Below are 16894 nucleotides of genomic sequence, written 5' to 3'. Positions count from 1 at the left end.
TCTAAAATTCTCAAATGTTCTTCATATACTGCAGAACAACGCCGGAGAACTCCTTGCTCCGCAGCCGTGATACGGGAATCTCTTTGCCATTATCCATACAGGCCGTCCCGTTTTTATAGCCTTTTAAATGTTTCAGATTGATCAGATAGCTCCTGTGGCACCGGTAAAAACGGTTATCCAGCTTTGTTTCCAGATTTTCAATCCGTTCATAATAATCAACAACCTCGCCGGAATCCAGGTTCAGATATATTTTCCGGTCTATGATCTCACAGAAGACAATCTCATCCTTTGGGATGATGCGCCCCTCATATCCCTTTTGCACCAGCAGGCTGTCTTCGCTGGCGTTCTGCATGGAAGCGTAGAGGCGGTCCATTGTCTTTTCAAACTGTTTTTTATCCACCGGCTTGACCAGATAATCGTAGGCCTGCACCTCAAAAGACTGGAATACCATCTCTTTCAGTACCGTAATAAAGACTAAAAAGCCCCGGAACTGATCCGCCCTGAGTCTCCTTGCTGTCTCCATGCCGTCCATATCCTTCATCTGGATATCCAGAAACAGGATGTCGATCTGCCCATTGTAGCTTAACAGCTCTTCGCCGCTGGAAAACATACGGAGGCTGATCTCCCGGTTCTTTTTACGAAAGAAATCAGAAACAAAAGACCTTATATGCTCAGACATATGTTTTTCATCATCACAGATTGCAATACGGATCAATGCACCACCTCCTCGTCATGATCAGCATTCGCCGTTCGTCAATCATGCAAGCATGTTGACTCACTTGCGCTCATGATATCGCCAGCGGCAAAAGATATACTTTTGCCGCTGCCATAGACAGACTTTTTATTATAGCCTGTCGGAAATGCCAAAACAATTTGATTGCTGTGAAATGTTTATCTGTTGCTGTGAAATGCTGAATAAAAACCGATCAATCCCTCCATCGGAATCACTCCATCGCCCGCATCTGCTCTACCAGGGATTGCTTTTTCTGCCTGCGAACCATCCAGACAGACAGGATCGCCTCCATGCCAAACAACACAAGGAGGAACAGCCCCATTTGCAGGAATGGGAACTGATATGGGACAACTGTACCGGCAAAGGATTTTTTACTTACTTCCGCACAGACTGCTACGGAAAGCGGCAGCCCCAGAATCAGGACTGTAAGCTCCGCAAAAAATGCATAGCACATCCCCTCAATGATATTCATCCGGCATAGCTGCTTCCCGGTCAGGCCAATGGAACGCAGAATACTGTTCTCCTTTTTTCTGGACATCTGGTTGGAAAGTGTCGTATTGATCAGATTGACGACACCAAACAGGAAGACCAGCCAGGAAAGAGCCTGCAGGCTGCCAAAAATAATGCTGCTCTGCATTTTCTCATATTCGATGTGCGCATCTATGGTATCCAGTCCAAGATTGCTGCGGCCCGATACCAGCTCCTGCAAGCTGCTTTCCACAGACGCTGCTTTTTGGGGATCATTCACAATGCTCCAGGAGTAGTCAAAGCTTTCGATTTCAGGATGTATCTCATGAAATAACTCCTCCGGTGCGAACAAGGCTGCGGAATCCATGGCAAGCGCGCCATGTCCGTTTGTCGTCTTCGATGCATCGAACAGTCCGGATATGGTAACTTTCACAGTTTCCTGACCCAGAATCAACTCAATAGTGGCCCCAACATCCATATCAGTATGGCGCTTCTGATAAGCCGTACTCAGCAGGATGCTGTGGGTATCTGCCGGCATGGTGCCGGATACCAGCGCGGCTTCTATATCCATGTGGTTTGAGTCCGTCAGCATGTCGCACATACCGGCTTCGGCACTTTCGGAAGCCCTGAATTTTGCGTGCAGAGACCGGCGGGTGGCCAGCACATCCGTCACCCCGTCCACAGAAAGGATCTCCTGCCTTAAGTTTTCATCCAGCGGATTGCCTGCAGCCATAATCTCTTCCTCCGGCTGCTCTGAGGACAGATAGATCTTATAATCCCCGTCCGGGAAAAACAGCCTTGCAGCCTGCTCCGGTGACCGGGTCAGAACCATGGAAGACACCACCAGAAGAAGGATCCCGCCCAGGCTTAGGGACACTGCAATACTCACTGACTTTTTGCGGTCACGCCCAAAATTTGCAAATCCCATGGATACGGGACTAAGTTTCCGGTGTTTCTTTCTGTTGTGTACCTTTTCCTGACCTGTGAAAAAACGCATTGCCTCCAACGGTGAAATATTGGCAGCTATTTTGACCGGTCTGTGAACTGATATTGATACCATGACCCAGCAGACCACCACGGTCAGAAGCACAGCTATTCCATAATACCCTCCATGGAAGCCTTTTGGGAACAGGAGCAGGCCGCCGCCCACGCCCAGCAGGATGCCGATCAGGATCCCAATGCCGCCCAGCCGACCGCTCTCCTTTTTCACGATGCGCCGGATCTGTCTGGGTGTTGCGCCGATGGTACGGAGTTGTCCATAGCTTTGTATTTTGTCGTTCACAGAGATACGGAAAATACTCTGGATGACTACATAGCCGCCGGCAAGCACAAGGGCTGCTATACCGAAAACAGTCACAAAGTCAATAGACTTTGAGTTAGAAGCAAAATAATTGCTGTTCATCCCTACATGCGCAGAACCAAACTGTGCGGCAATCTCCCGGCAGTGGGCAGCCATGGTTTCCTGGCTAAACTGCCTGTCATTTTTGAAATGCACATAGGCACGGTATCCTGCAGGGTCAAATCCGGCCCACTGCGTCAAGGCCGCTTTGGAAACGGCAATGGCACATAGATTCGCTTCCTTTTCCCCAACATTAGACAGGATTCCGGTCACGGTATAGTCGCCATGAAAGCTCTCGGTATCCAACCGAACCGTCTCACCGATTTTGGCATTGGAACCGTAAGCGGAGAGAAAATATTCACTGACAGCGACTTCATTCGCCTGTGTCGGGAGTTCTCCTTTTATAAGCTCCATCTGGCTACGGGCAATATACATCATGTCACTGTCGCAGTACACATAGGAGGCGTTGTATCCCTGCATGGAATGCTCCTGCCCCAGCAGATAGTATTCGCCCACGCGGGCAAACTCCGGCAGGTCTTTCAGCACTGCCACATGGTCCGCCTCCACGCCGGTAAAGACCGCCTCATAGGTGTCGGCCACCTGATTACGCTGGATCTGTGCAATGGAAACGGATATAACCGCTGCAAAGCATATCAGAAACGCTGCCAGGGCGACGGCGACCACCACCATCAGGTTCCGGCGTTTCTCGCTGGCAAGGCTCCGCTTCGCCAGTTTCTTCACAATGGCGCCGGTGTCATTTTCAAAAGGCCATGTCATGTCCTCCACCTCCTATTCCGTCACACGGAGCTGCTCCACCACACTATCTTTTCTACAATACAGGCCAGCCCATTTTGTAAGTGCTAATTGAAGCATAAAAACCAATAAAACATATAAGAGAACCGGTACAGCAGGGAAAGTGTAATTTACAAAGCTAAATCCGGGCACGTTCCCCACAGCAGAGCAAATTGCTTTTCCAATTCCCAGACCGCAGATAAGGGAGGCGGCAAAACTGCCAAGTGTTTGAAATGCATTTTCAAAGCCTATCATATGATACAGCTGTCTGCTGCCTAAACCAACTGCCCGGAACAATCCCATTTCCTTCCTTCTGGAAATGATATTTGTCATACTGGTATTGACCAGGTTGATGATACTGAACATAACAATAACCGCTAAGAGTGCATATGCCGCAATGGAAATTGTGCTGAAAACACTTTTATATTGCATTGTCATATCTTTTAATGTCTTCAGGCGCAAAGTATCGCTTGCCAAAACCATTGAATGTAATTCGCTCTCAATTTCAGCATGACTGTCTGTCTTTGTCCGAATCACAAACGCACTGTTTGCATTATAGGGGACCATCCGTTTCATTTCACCCGCCGGAAGGATAAAGCTGGCAGCTCTGTCTCTGTCAAAAATAACAGCAGATACTGTATAAGTAAGGCTGCTTTGCGGAATATCTCCTGTCTGTGAAAAAGTGACGGTATCGCCCACATCATAGTTCTTATGCAGATATTCCAATTCTGGGCTTCCCATGTTAATGATAAGGGAGTTTTCCCCTGTGTGGTCACAATCCGGCAGCTCCCCTGCCATTACTCTGTCCTTTAATTCTTTATAATCTTCTCTGTTCATACTCCGGATTGCTGTTTCCATTCCATCTATCCTGACACATATTTCCTGCTGGCGGATGATTTCATCTACCCCTTCAATCGACAAAATATGACTTTCCAATTCATCTGTCAGAAGATTGTCTTCCTGCAGCTGCGTAAGGGAAAACGTAGGCGTGACCAGCGCCCGGTTCAGTTCTACCACATAGCTTCCCTCATAAGGAAAGCTCTGCTTTGCCCTTTGTTCAGGATCAAGGGAAGTCAGCAGGGAAGAAATGCCTACAAACAGCATTCCGCTCAAGACCAGCGAAGCAAAGGTCAATATGCTTTTCTTCCTGTTACGGGACAGGTTCATTGCTGCAAGTGAAAACGGTGTAAGGCGCTTCCCGCTCTTCTTCCTCTTTTTTGTCCCACTATAACCGCTATAACGGAATGCTTCCACAGGCGAAACTGACATGGCAATCCTCGCCGGTTTCAAAATAGACAGCCTTACACAGACAAATACAACGATTCCCGACAAAAACGAAGTTATAATATCAGGAAACAGCAAAAAAGCGCTCCGGTCTATCAGAAAGGACAGCATTCCACCTGCAATACACCCAAATGGAATAAAATGAAGTGCAAGATAATTTCCCTCCCTTGAAATAATCTGTTTGATCTGCTTCTTTGTAGTGCCAATTGTGCGCAGTTGTCCAAAGGAAGTTACATTATTTATCACGGAAATATAAAATATATTGTAGACGACCAGGGAACATACACCGATTAAGACCAGCCCAACGAGCAAAACCGTCAGTACCGTCTCTTTTGACATGTTATTACTGTCGATGTATAAATTATTTACCTGAATATTGTCTGCAGATATTCCGCAGTCCAGACCAATCGTCCGTACCAGGTCTTTCAGTTCCTGATTTGTATATTTGGCAGTATCACGGACAGAAATCATTGCTGCTGCAGGTCCGGCAGAAAGGGCAGGGTTTTCCCGCACAAAATCCTGTGAGACAATCGCGTTATACGCAACCCTGTCTCTGTCATTCTCAGCGGTTGTCTGAATAAAACCTGTAATCCGAAAATCGTTTGTTTCTAACTGGCGGCTTTCCTGATTGCGGTAATGAAGGGATATTGTGTCACCAATCCCCGCTTTCAGGTTCAAGGTTTCTATATATCCCCTTTCCACAAGCAGTTCATCCGCCGCCTGGGGCATACATCCTTCCACCAGTGTGATGTTGGAGAGCTGCATAGTTGTTTCATCAGAACATACCATACCCATTGTGATGCCGTTCTTCTGCTCTGTCATACCGACAGACTGGTATATGCCCATATTTTGGATACGGGAATCTTCTTTCAGCAAAGAGATATTCTCCTTTGAAAGGTTCTGGAAAATCCCCTGATATGCAGTCGATGCCGCATATTCATTTGTAATGTTAAAAGCATAAGAAGAAACAAATGCCATAATGGCCGCAGCCATAAAGATAATGATCCCAATCAGACGGTTCCTGAAACGGTTCTGTCCAATACGGGCATTTGATAACCTGCGGGTAACGGCACTGGTGTCATTTTCAAAAGGCCATGTCATGGTCTGCCACCTCCTTCTATTATCGCAGAGCTTCCATCATGGATGACTTGCTTTGCTGCTTTAAGGCCCCTGTTGTAATCAGCACACTACATAAAATAATAATCGCACAATTCAGGATTGTAATACCAAATGGAAATTGATAATTCAAATAGTTCATTAGGCTGTTTTTCAAAAATGAGCAAAGAACATATCCAATTCCTCCACCAATTATCACAGATAATACAAGTCCCATGCCGACTACGATCAGTCCCTCTTTATGGACCATCACGGATAATTGTTTTTGAGACATTCCCACGGAACGCATGAGAGAAAATTCCCTGCGCCTTACGATAATTCCCGTCAAAGTTGTATTCAACAGATTCATCACAGAAAAACAGCCAATTAAGACAATGGCTATCGCAAGGGCTAACTGTGTCCCCTGCAGGAAGTTTTCATTCTGGGCAATCGCAGCAGAAAGTGAATCCACACTCAGCCGCGGATTATCTGATACAATCTGGTCTATTTCATTTTCTGCCTGCTGTTCAAAAGAATCCTCTACACGAATCACATACTGATATGTTAGATTGCTGTGTGCGATTTTTTGCATGGAATCAACCGGCAATAACAGCATATCTATTTTATCACCATTATTTCCAATTTTACTTTCGTCAAGGACTGCCGCAATCTCAAATTCCAGGTTCTCCGTATGCTGCCCATCAAAAATCTTCAGCGTTACAGACGAGCCGACTTTCGGATGAATGCCAAAATACTTCTCAAAGTCACCCGGCCTGCCAATCACCATCTGATCCTCAGATGCCATTTGCCCATAATCTGATAGGTTTCCATTTAAGAGACAGCTTTGCAGCAAATCCATATCTGCTTTCTCAAATCCTACAATTTCAGCATCTGATTCCAGGGCCTGCAGATCATAGGAAACCGGGAGATGCTGATCGTTCATGATCTTTTGCACACCTGATAATTGCGAGAGTTCTTTTTCCACTTCCTCCGTAAAAGGGCTTGAACCCTGCAAAATCTCCAAAGGATTTTCCATCAGCTCCTGATTCGAGATCTTTAAAACGAACTGTCCTCTTGCAAATCCGGATAAAGACATATCTTCTGCATTGATAGAAGAAAGGACAGAGGATAAACCTAACAGCAGGACGCCTGTCAGGACAAGGGAGGCGGCTGTCAGTATATTCTTTTTCTTATAACGCAAAACCTGGTTGACTGCCAAAGACCCCGGCGTCAGCTTGTGCTGCCTGTGTTTACCTTTCGGTTGATTATTTTGTTCATAGCGGGAAGCCTCTATAGGTGAAACGGCCGCGGCTATCTTAGCAGGCTTTTTGATGGACAGGCGTACAGTGGCATAGGTCAACGCAACAACAACCGGGCATATCCATAGCACATTCCATAACCCAAATCCATGTGGAATTAAAAGATAAGCCACTGCAATTCCCGCAATCAGCCCAATAGGAATTGCAGGCAGCATCAGCAAAGTCCCCTCCCTGAGAACAAGCCTTTGAATCTGTTTTGCTGTCATACCTATTGTGCGGAGCTGTCCATATTGTTTAATGGAATTGATAATGGAAATATAAAAAATGTTGTATATAACCAAAACACCAGCGATCACGATAACAACCAGCCCGGCAACAGCCGCCAGAACCATCAATGCCGAAGGCTGGCTAAGGTTCAGATACGCTTCATTATAAGAAGGAGCCGCCTTACAGCCTGCATCAGCCGCTATCTCTGATATTAAGTTTTTTACATCCCCAGAGTCCGTCTTTGCATCTAAATTTGCACGGAGCATTACTGCCGGTGAAAAGTTATCCCATCCATCCATTTCTAAGAAGTATTCTTCAGAAACCATAGCCGCATATAAGGAACGGTCAGTGCCTTTCGCCCCTGTTTTCAAGTATCCTGTTATAAGAAAGGATTTTTCTTCGCCGTTGTTTGGGTCTGGCAATCGAATGGTATCTCCAATTTTAGCATTTATCTTCTGCCGGATTAAGTATTCCTGTTCAATCAGGATCTCATTTGCTTTCTCTGGCATTGTCCCCTGGTCAACAGACAGCCCATTTAATGTAAGTGCATCATTGTTGGAATACGAAATATTAAGGCGGTCATTTCCAGATTTTACACTGCCAATGGAAGCTATCAATCCGCATAAATCCACCCGCACATCATCAGCCAATTTCTGATATTGTTCTTTTTCTATGCCGGAAATAAGCGCATGATAAGACCCCGTTATATTATTGCCTCCATTTTGGTTCACTGTAATAATCCCAGAAACCAGGAGCAATACGGACGCCATCAAAAATGTTGCCAATGAAATTGCAGTAACCGTAAAAATTTTTTTCAAACGCTCTTTCTTTAATTGAGCAGACGCTAATTTTTTAATGATAGCGCTGGTATCATTCTCAAAAGGCCATGTCATAGTCTGCCACCTCCTTACTCCACGATCCTGCCGTCCTCAATCCTTACGATCCGGTCAGCAAGCTGGGCAATCTCGTTATTGTGGGTAATCATAACAATGGTCTGGTTAAACTCCATGCTGGTACGCTTTAAAAGCCCCAGTACATCGGCGCTGGTCTTGGAATCCAGATTTCCGGTGGGCTCATCGGCCAGGATGATGGCCGGTTTGGTAATCAGGGCGCGGGCGATGGCAACACGCTGCTGCTGTCCGCCGGAAAGGTTATTCGGCATATTCTGCAGTTTATCTTCCAACGCCAGCATCCCCACAATGTCGTCCATGAACTTCTTGTCTGCCACATCTCCGTCCAGCTCCACAGGCAGGACAATGTTCTCATACACATTCAGGATCGGGACAAGGTTATAGTTCTGGAAGATAAAGCCGATGTTGCGGCGGCGGAAGATGGTCAGCTCCTCGTCATTCTTTCTTGCCAGCTCATCCCCACGGACAATCACATTGCCGGACGTGGGCGTATCCAGCCCGCCCATCATGTTAAGCAGGGTGGATTTACCGCTGCCGGACGTTCCGACGATTGCCACAAATTCACCCTGTTCTACTGACAGGCTGACGCCATCCAGGGCACGGGTGATGTTGGGTTCACTGCCATAATACTTTTTCAGGTCGATTGTTTGTAATACATTCATAATCAAATGCTCCTTTTCTTAATTGATAAGGACATTATAAAATCCAAATGTCACAGAAATGTCCGAAGCGGCATAAAAAATACGGCTGAAATGTTACAAGACTCGGACATTTCAGCCGAAAACCTGCCACTGGCAGCTTTGTCGGCACACTACTGCGAAAAAATTATGTCAGACAGCCAGAAATGGCCGTCCGACATGTGTTATCTTGTAGGGAGCATAATGGAAAATTCCGAACCCTTGCCCGGCTCCGAAACCACTTTGATATAGCCGCCCTGCCGCGTTACGATCTCGCGGGTCAGATACAGGCCAATACCCACGCCCTGCTGTTCGTGTACTTCTTCCTCACGATAGAAGCGCCGGAAAATAGCGGCCTGATTGCTCTCGGAAATACCCTTGCCAGTATCAGACACACTCAGTTTTACATACATTTCCCATTGTTCTACAAAGACCCGGATAGCGCCTCCAGCCGGAGTATATTTCACCGCATTGTCCAGCAGATTGAACACGGCTTCCGCCGTCCATTTGCTGTCGTGGGAAAGGCAAAGATTCTCCGGGCAGTCCACTGTAACGGAAATATTCTTTTTCTCCGCCGCATATACAATACCGCTTAAGGCCATCGCCAGCGTATCAATCAGAGGAGCATCTTTCTTTTCCAGCCGGATTGCCCCGGTTTCCAACCGGGAGGTCTTCACAAGAGCCTGGAAAAGAAATTCCAGCTTGTCCGTCTGGTTCCGGATGCCCTGCAGGAACTCCCGCCGCTCTTCTTCTGTGACAGACTTTGAAAGCAGCGTGTCTGTCACCATTTTCAGGTTGCTTACCGGCGTCTTCACCTGATGGGAAACGTCCGATACCAGCATCTGCAGCTCCTGCCGTTCCTCATCCACCTTCCGCCGGTTCTCCTGCATGATGCCGTACAGCCGTGACAGACGGTAGCTGATACGGGCAAAAAGCGTTTCACTGTCCACGGCACGCGCAGGCTCTCCGCTTCCGCTTATCATCTGATCCATTGCCTGGCACAACTCCCTGGTAAATATGGAAAGCCGTTTACTGAAAACAACTGTCAGAAGGAACATCCAGGCAAGAGCACAGAGCATCAGCAGCCCGCCGGTGGTAAGCACCCAGATCTCGCCTGTCATCCATAAAAGAACGGCACAAATGGCCAGCATGGAAGCCGCCATACCGCCACATGTCAGCAGGAATATCTTTTTTACAGAGATACGCCCCAGACTCATTTTCTCTCGCCTCCCATCCATTGGTATCCAATCCCGTAAATCGTTTTGATGTAAGTGTCACCTTCTGCCTCAATCTTGCCCCGGATCCGGCTGATGGAGGTAGTCAGGGTGTGTTCGTCCACATAGTTTTCATCCGCATCCCACAGCCGTTCCAAAAGGCGCTGCCTGGTCAGGACCTGTTTCGGATTTTTACAGAACAGGTACAGCATCTTATACTCCATAGGGGAAAGGGTAAGGGATTTACCATTCAGCGAGGCGGACTGTTCTGAAAAGTCCAAAAACAGCCTGCCGTCATCATAGAAATCTTTTGCCAGCCCCCGGTGTTCCAGCATGGCGAACATGGCCCGTATTTTCCGCAGCAGCGCACCAATGGAAAAGGGCTTGGTGATATAATCTACCGCCCCGACTTCATACCCCCGGATCTGGTCGCTCTCCTGGTCATTGGCCGTCAGGAAAATCACCAGCGTGTCAGGATTCTCCGGTTTTATGAGCCTGCACAGGTCATAGCCGCTGCCGTCCGGCAGGTTGATATCCAAAAGTACCAGGTCATATTCCGTCTGCGTCAGCAACTCTGCAGCTGTGCCTGCATTCAGGGCTGATACGGTATCGTAACCCTCAGAAATCAGGTTGTAGGTCAGCGTTTTATTTAAAAGGGCATCGTCCTCTACCAGTAAAATCTTTTTCATGCACATACTCCTTTTCCATCTTTATATGATAAGTTCAGCCAAAACACAGTCGGACCGACAAATCAAGCCCACTCAAATTGGTCTGTCAGGCTATGTTCTGAGGGAGCGCCCGTATCTGGGCAAAGTTATCTTCAGCAACGGGAAAGCGCCGGAGACGTCTTTGCGAACGGGCACAGCTGAATTTTTTGTATAGTATAACAGGCAAATGTCCGCGAAATGTTACAGAGAATTATTTTTCCCTAATATCCATATTTCTTTCTATATTTCAAAAACATAAAGGCAGACAGGGCAAGCGCCATCAGTTCCGCCACAGGCGTTGCCAGCCAGATACCGTTCACACCAAAAACCAGGGGAAGTATCATCATGGTAACCAGCATAAACACAAAGGACCTGGAAAATGCAAGGACGGCCGAAACAATCCCATTAGACAATGCAGTAAACATCCCGCTGGCAAAAATATTAAATCCAATAAAAAACAATGCTGCCGTGCATATCCTGTTTCCTGTTACTGCCAGATCATACACCGGATTATCCGGCCGGGCGAAGACAGATACCAGCGGCCTTGTCAACAGAAAGGAAGCTGCAACCGTAAGCACAGAGATTCCTGCAATCACTTTCATGCTGATCCCAACCAGCTTTTTCAGTTTTCCATGGTTCTGTTCCCCATGATAAAAACTCAGCATGGGCGCAACCCCATAGGAATATCCTGTATACAGAGAGCTTGCAAACATCAGCACATACATGATGATGGTAACTGCCGCCACACCGTCCTCCCCGACATAATGAAGCATCGTCCAGTTAAACATCATAGTAATGATCCCGGTGACAAGCGCCGTCGCCATCTCGGAACACCCATTTGTGGCAGCATTTGCAAGGACTTTAAAGCGGAATACTGGTTTTCTGAAATGCAGCAGACTCTTTTTTCGGCTGAAAACAAACAGGCCCACAACCGCTGTCACAGAATATCCAAGTCCTGTTGCAATCGCCGCACCGCTGATTCCCATATCAAATACAGCAATCAATACATAATCAAGTGCCATATTTAAAACACCGCCCGCCACAGAACAGACCAGGGATAAGGCTGCTTTCTCACTGGCTATCATATACAGGATAAAGTTATTCATTAACAGAATGGGGATCGTAAACAGCAGATAACGGCTTAAATATTCCACACAATACCTTTCCACATCCGCCGAGAGATTCATCCCCGCGAATATCCGGCCTATTGCCATATACCCGGCCACGCACATGAACGCCCCAACCAGCACATTCACCAGAATCAGAAAGGTAAAGTCCTCCTTCGCCTCCCCACGCTTTCCTTCCCCCATCTTTTTCATAATAACAGCGCTTCCTCCCGTGGCAAGCATGGTAGAAATGGCTGTGACAAGCTGTATGACCGGCGCAGTCAGATTGATGGCTGAAAGGGCATTGGTGCCAATCAGGTTCGACACGAACAGACCGTCAACCATAGTATAAAAAGACATGAACACCGTCATGGCAATGGTGGGTACGGCAAACTTCAGGATATTTCCTAATGTTACAGGCTTTTCATATACGTTTTGTTTTTCCATAGCTTTCCTCCTGTTAAAAGCGCTGCAGACGGCAAGAAAGAACAGAATCCCGCTTTCTGTCTTGCATCCAATTGATTTATACAGTATAATAAACCGTACAGTAACAGTACAGTCAATAGGGAATCGCAAATTATTTTCGGGAGAAAAAATATGGATAAAAAAAACAAATTACTTACCATCGGGCAATTCGCAGCGCTTCACGGCATAAACAAAAAAACTCTGATGTGGTATGATGAGATCGGTCTCTTCAAACCTGCTGCCATCCATCCGGAAAATGGATACCGCTGCTATAATTATCACCAAAGCTCCATACTGGAAACCATCCTCCTGCTCCGGGAGCTGGACGTATCCATCCCGGAGATTCAGGACTTCATGAAAAACCGTTCTGCCCAAAACATGAAATGCCTTTTGGATGAAAAAATCGCAGAACTGGACTTACAGCTTCTGCATCTGCAGGCGGTCAAAAAAACCTTATCCAGCCACCGGCAGGACATGGATACCCTTCTGACTATGGATTTATCTGAAATCTGTATTGTGGAAAAAGAAGAACGGTGCCTGGTAACAGTAGATATCGACAAAGATGTTACATTTGAAAGAGAAGTAGAATTGATCACCGCTGAAACAGCCAGATATGGACTGGGCCGGCTTCATGACGCCTCCTACGGCTCCATGATCCCTGTCGCCAGCCTACTTAAGGGAAATTTCGATGACTACACCAATCTTTTCATTGAAATTCCCCGGCTGGAGCAGAGAAGCGGCCTGCATATACAGCCAAAAGGAAAATACCTGCGTGCTTTCCACAAAGGGGATTTTAGCCAGCTCCCACTGCAGTATCAGGAAATCCTTGCATTTGCCCATGGCAGGGGGCTGGCGTTGTCGGGCTACTCCTATGAAAAAGGGATCAATGAAACCGTCATAGACCGGATCGAAGACTATATCGTGCAGATTGAAATCCCAATTCTCGGTACTGTTTGAGCATCTAAGAATATGTGCAATCTTTATTTCAAAATATTTTTCAGCATTTTGAGAAGTTGGGTATTATCATCAGTAATCAATATCTTATAAGCCATTTTGCGCCCTTTCCCTGATACGGCTGTCTTCCGGGGATATACTAACGCCATGATATTTTGCCGTTATATATAAAACTGTCAGCAACAGGCTGTTCCTTAACACACTCTTTTTGTATACCCATCAACTAATATCCCGCTTCCGGTATACCTTTACCGCAATCTGGTATGAGATAAAAAACCAGATAACAGAAATGATAAGCACAATGCCAAACGCCAGAAGGATATTTTCCTTTACGGATAAAACTAAATTTATAAGAAGTACAAGCCCCGTAATAATCCCTGTTGATGCCATAAATGACATCATAAAGACAATCTGCGATTTTTCCGGGTCAAATAAGTATGCGCACGGCAGACTGATACCGCCTGCCAACAGGGTAGCGCTTATCCCGATAGAGCCGTACAGACATAAAGAATGCAGCGTTATATCCATACCGAAACACGCAAGGACAACACAGGGAATCAGTGCAGTAAGCAATCCCAGTGCGGCAAGCAGGATATAAAACAAAAATTTCTCGCCGATGATCTGGTTCCTTGATACCGGCATGGTAATAACATTTTTATTCCATTTGGAAGCTGCGTCACTGGTAATACTGATAAAGGCGGCTGTTGTGGCGGCAACCGGGGCTAAAACCAGAAGTGCGCTGGTTTCCAGCAAAAAGGATAACCCAAAGCCCAAGACAACCAGGCTGACGATAGTTACGAGGATATTGCTCCTGGCAATATAGAGATCTTTCACCAAAACACCTTTCATCACTTTTCCCCCTTTACATAAAGCAGCATAATTTCATCAATTGTTGCCGGGACGACCAGAGCCTTCGGATACTTTTTCTGCATTCTCTCCCGGTCTGAAACCAGTATCTGCCATTCATAGTCCATTTTGCGGTACGAAATGATATCGGATTTATCCAGCGCGTCAAACTGCGCCGCACCGCACTTGATGATGCCATACCGCTCGGTCAGCTCATCTTTGGTTTTCTCAAAAACTACTTTCCCTTCATGGATAAATACGATATAATCGGCAATCTTCTCCAGGTCACTGGTAATGTGGGAGGATACCAGTATGGAATGCTCCTCGTCCTGCACGAAATCCAGCAACATATCCAGAATATCATCCCTGACACCCGGATCTAAGCCGCTGGTGGCTTCGTCCAGGATTAACAGCCTGGAATGATGGGAAAATGCAGCAGAAATAGCCAGCTTCATCTTCATTCCTTTTGAAAACTGTTTGATCTGCTTGTCGCACGGCAGGGAAAACTGTTTCAGCAGGTCAAAATATACCCGTTCGTCCCACGTCCTGTAAATGTTTTTCATAACCCGGTTCAATTTCCGTGGAGAAAGGATTTCCGGATAATTGCTGCCATCGAACACGACACCGATCTGTTCTTTGATATCCCCATCCAGTTCCTCCTTGTCTAAAATGGAAACAACGCCGTCCTCCTTTTGAATCAGTCCTAAAGCCGCATTGATTGTCGTGCTTTTTCCTGCACCGTTTTCTCCAATCAGTCCGACAATGGAGCCACTGGGAACGGTGAACGAAACATGATCCAAAACAAAATCCTTATAAGTTTTGGTAAGTCCTGATACCATGAACGCATTTGCCATCGCTAATCCTCCTCATACAATAATGTTAATAAGCTGACTAATTTATCAAGCGGTATTCCGCTCATACGGGCTATTTCTATTGCGTCACCCAAACAGCCCTCTATCTTTTTTTGCTGTTCTTCCAAATAGAAGTCCTGATTTTGGACAGATACATAGCAGCCTTTCCCGGCCGTCGTCTCAATAAAGCCATCTTCCTGCAGAATGTCATATGCCTTCTGCACGGTCAGAACACTGATCTGCAGCGATTTTGCCAGGGAGCGGATAGAGGGAAGCGCTTCACCCGCTTTCAGTTCGCCACTCATAATCTGCGTTTTTATCTGCGACACAATCTGCTCATACAGAGGACGACTTGCCTTATTACTTACAACAATCTCCAAACCGTCACCGCCTCTCCGTCTTATACTGTATTGTACAAACAAATACAGTATAAGACATTGCAAGGCGGTTATCAAGGTAATCGTCTAATATTTAAAAAATTAATTTAGCCATCACATCCGTACTATCAACAAATGGATTTACCAAATACCGCGAATCATAGGAGTTGTCCGCATTATTTTTCTCTAAGAACATAATGCTGAACTGAGTTACGCATAAGGCCAACTGTAACACTGAATTAGGAGCCATGGCTCAAACGCCTTTCCTCAAATATTAACTTATAGTTAAAAAATTTATTTCTCAGTTAACAACTGCTCAATTGTTATTTAGGAAATACACAAGTATAATAAAGTCAGCAAAAGCTTTTGTGTCATTCTCAATAAGGAGGCTTCTATTATGCCTATGAACTTAGTTATACAAGAAAAAAGAAAAGAATTAGGACTCACGCAGGAACAAGTTGCAGAATATCTCAATGTGTCTATTCCGGCAGTCAGTAAATGGGAAAAAGGGACAACCAGTCCAGATATTTCTCTTTTGGCTCCGTTAGCCCGATTGTTAAAAATTGACTTAAACACACTTTTTTGTTTTCACGAAGATATAACACAGCAAGAAATTGATTTGTTCTGCAAGGAGATCGGAAAGATTGTTGGAGATAAAGGACTCGAAGAAGGGTTTACAGCAGCAGGACAAAAGATCCACGAATATCCTCACAATGAAAGGCTCATGCATGTCCTTACACTCCAACTGGATGGACTTCTTTCCATGTCAGACTTGACTGCAGATGAAATGCGCCCCTATGAGGAGCAGATCCTTGAATGGTATCATCGACTTGTTAGAAGCACAGACATAAAAATAAGCAACAGTGCAAATTTTATGTTGGCAAGCAGATATCTTCGCAATGGACAATATGAAAAAGCCCAGGGGACATTAGACTTAATGCCTGACAGAAACGACATTATCGGCAGCATGGCTGATAAGTTTTGGTTGCAAGTTGAAATTGATAAACATCAAGGCAAATCAGAGAAAGCAGCGGAGGATTTACAGAGAGAATTGCATTTGACTCTCAACAAGGTTCAACTGCTACTCTACAAAATGATGAGTATTGAGTTAGAGTGCGGCGATCTTCTCACTGCAAAAAAGATAGCAGATAAATCGGCCCAGATGGTTACACTTTTTGAAATGTGGAAGTATAGCGCATTCACTGCACCATTAGAAATCGCCTTTGCGGAAAAGGATGCCGATAAATGTATTTCCATTTTGAGAGAAATGCTTGCAGCAATGCGCAATCCATGGAATATGGATAAAACCCTATTATTTAATCGCATACCTGCGCAAGCGACTCAACCAGAGCAAATGATTCCTGTAATCCTTTCTGCAATGGAAAAAGAACCTCTATTGCAAAACTCCTCAGAGTTTCAAGAACTAATCACAGAGTATGAGCGATTCAAAGACAGGAAATAGATTGTATGATAATGAAGGGTGAAAAGTCGAAACAATAAACTTTTCACCCTTGCTTCATATATAACAGTTATAGAGTATGTGAATACG

13 protein-coding genes are annotated in these 16894 nt (G+C 45.8%); 2 read left to right on the top strand and 11 right to left on the bottom strand.

Annotation, left to right across the window (positions count from 1 at the left end):
* Positions 1 to 10: 10 nt before the first annotated feature.
* From D1841_RS06280 to D1841_RS06245, 8 genes are all read right to left on the bottom strand, one after another.
* On the bottom strand, positions 11 to 715 hold the full coding sequence (locus D1841_RS06280; protein WP_160641686.1) for a LytTR family DNA-binding domain-containing protein: 705 nt from the start codon (positions 713 to 715) through the stop codon (positions 11 to 13).
* A gap of 229 nt (positions 716 to 944) precedes the next feature.
* Positions 945 to 3317, bottom strand: a complete 2373-nt coding sequence (locus tag D1841_RS06275) for an ABC transporter permease (protein ID WP_160641685.1) — start codon at positions 3315 to 3317, stop codon at positions 945 to 947.
* A 12-nt stretch (positions 3318 to 3329) separates the two neighbouring features.
* Positions 3330 to 5717 (bottom strand): ABC transporter permease, encoded by a 2388-nt coding sequence (locus tag D1841_RS06270; protein ID WP_160641684.1) that lies wholly within the window; start codon positions 5715 to 5717, stop codon positions 3330 to 3332.
* Between the two features lie 19 nt (positions 5718 to 5736).
* The gene (locus tag D1841_RS06265) at positions 5737 to 8130 is read right to left on the bottom strand and encodes an ABC transporter permease (RefSeq protein ID WP_160641683.1); all 2394 of its coding nucleotides are present in this window, start codon (positions 8128 to 8130) and stop codon (positions 5737 to 5739) included.
* A gap of 14 nt (positions 8131 to 8144) precedes the next feature.
* Positions 8145 to 8810 (bottom strand): ABC transporter ATP-binding protein, encoded by a 666-nt coding sequence (locus D1841_RS06260; protein ID WP_160641682.1) that lies wholly within the window; start codon positions 8808 to 8810, stop codon positions 8145 to 8147.
* 200 nt (positions 8811 to 9010) lie between these two features.
* Positions 9011 to 10042, bottom strand: coding sequence for a sensor histidine kinase KdpD (locus D1841_RS06255; RefSeq protein WP_160641681.1), 1032 nt, complete (start codon positions 10040 to 10042; stop codon positions 9011 to 9013).
* Entirely contained in the window at positions 10039 to 10728 is a 690-nt protein-coding gene (locus D1841_RS06250) for a response regulator transcription factor (protein ID WP_160641680.1), read from the bottom strand. Before D1841_RS06250 ends, D1841_RS06255 begins: the two co-directional genes overlap by 4 nt.
* Before the next feature lie 239 nt (positions 10729 to 10967).
* Positions 10968 to 12299 (bottom strand): MATE family efflux transporter, encoded by a 1332-nt coding sequence (locus D1841_RS06245; RefSeq protein ID WP_160641679.1) that lies wholly within the window; start codon positions 12297 to 12299, stop codon positions 10968 to 10970.
* 150 nt (positions 12300 to 12449) lie between these two features.
* Here D1841_RS06245 and D1841_RS06240 point away from each other — a divergent pair, with 150 nt between their 5' ends.
* On the top strand, positions 12450 to 13274 hold the full coding sequence (locus D1841_RS06240) for a MerR family transcriptional regulator (protein ID WP_160641678.1): 825 nt from the start codon (positions 12450 to 12452) through the stop codon (positions 13272 to 13274).
* A 216-nt stretch (positions 13275 to 13490) separates the two neighbouring features.
* Here the strand turns inward: D1841_RS06240 and D1841_RS06235 are convergent, their stop codons facing one another.
* From D1841_RS06235 to D1841_RS06225, 3 genes are read right to left on the bottom strand one after another with little or no spacing between them, the layout of a single operon-like run.
* Positions 13491 to 14120, bottom strand: a complete 630-nt coding sequence (locus tag D1841_RS06235) for an ABC-2 transporter permease (protein WP_160641677.1) — start codon at positions 14118 to 14120, stop codon at positions 13491 to 13493.
* Complete coding sequence (locus D1841_RS06230; RefSeq protein ID WP_160641676.1) at positions 14120 to 14971, bottom strand: ABC transporter ATP-binding protein; 852 nt, start codon at positions 14969 to 14971, stop codon at positions 14120 to 14122. Before D1841_RS06230 ends, D1841_RS06235 begins: the two co-directional genes overlap by 1 nt.
* 2 nt (positions 14972 to 14973) lie before the next feature.
* A complete protein-coding gene (locus tag D1841_RS06225) occupies positions 14974 to 15348 on the bottom strand; it encodes a GntR family transcriptional regulator (RefSeq protein WP_160641675.1) in 375 nt (124 codons plus the stop codon).
* 394 nt (positions 15349 to 15742) lie between these two features.
* Between D1841_RS06225 and D1841_RS06220 the strand changes: the two genes are divergently transcribed.
* Positions 15743 to 16807, top strand: a complete 1065-nt coding sequence (locus D1841_RS06220) for a helix-turn-helix domain-containing protein (RefSeq protein ID WP_160641674.1) — start codon at positions 15743 to 15745, stop codon at positions 16805 to 16807.
* The last annotated feature ends 87 nt before the right edge of the window (positions 16808 to 16894 follow it).

Origin of the sequence: Neglectibacter sp. X4 (assembly GCF_009917365.1) — a bacterium.
Classification (GTDB): Bacteria; Bacillota; Clostridia; order Oscillospirales; family Acutalibacteraceae; genus Acutalibacter.
The sequence above is the reverse complement of the archived record's forward strand: the minus strand, read 5'-3'. Positions and strand labels throughout refer to the sequence as shown.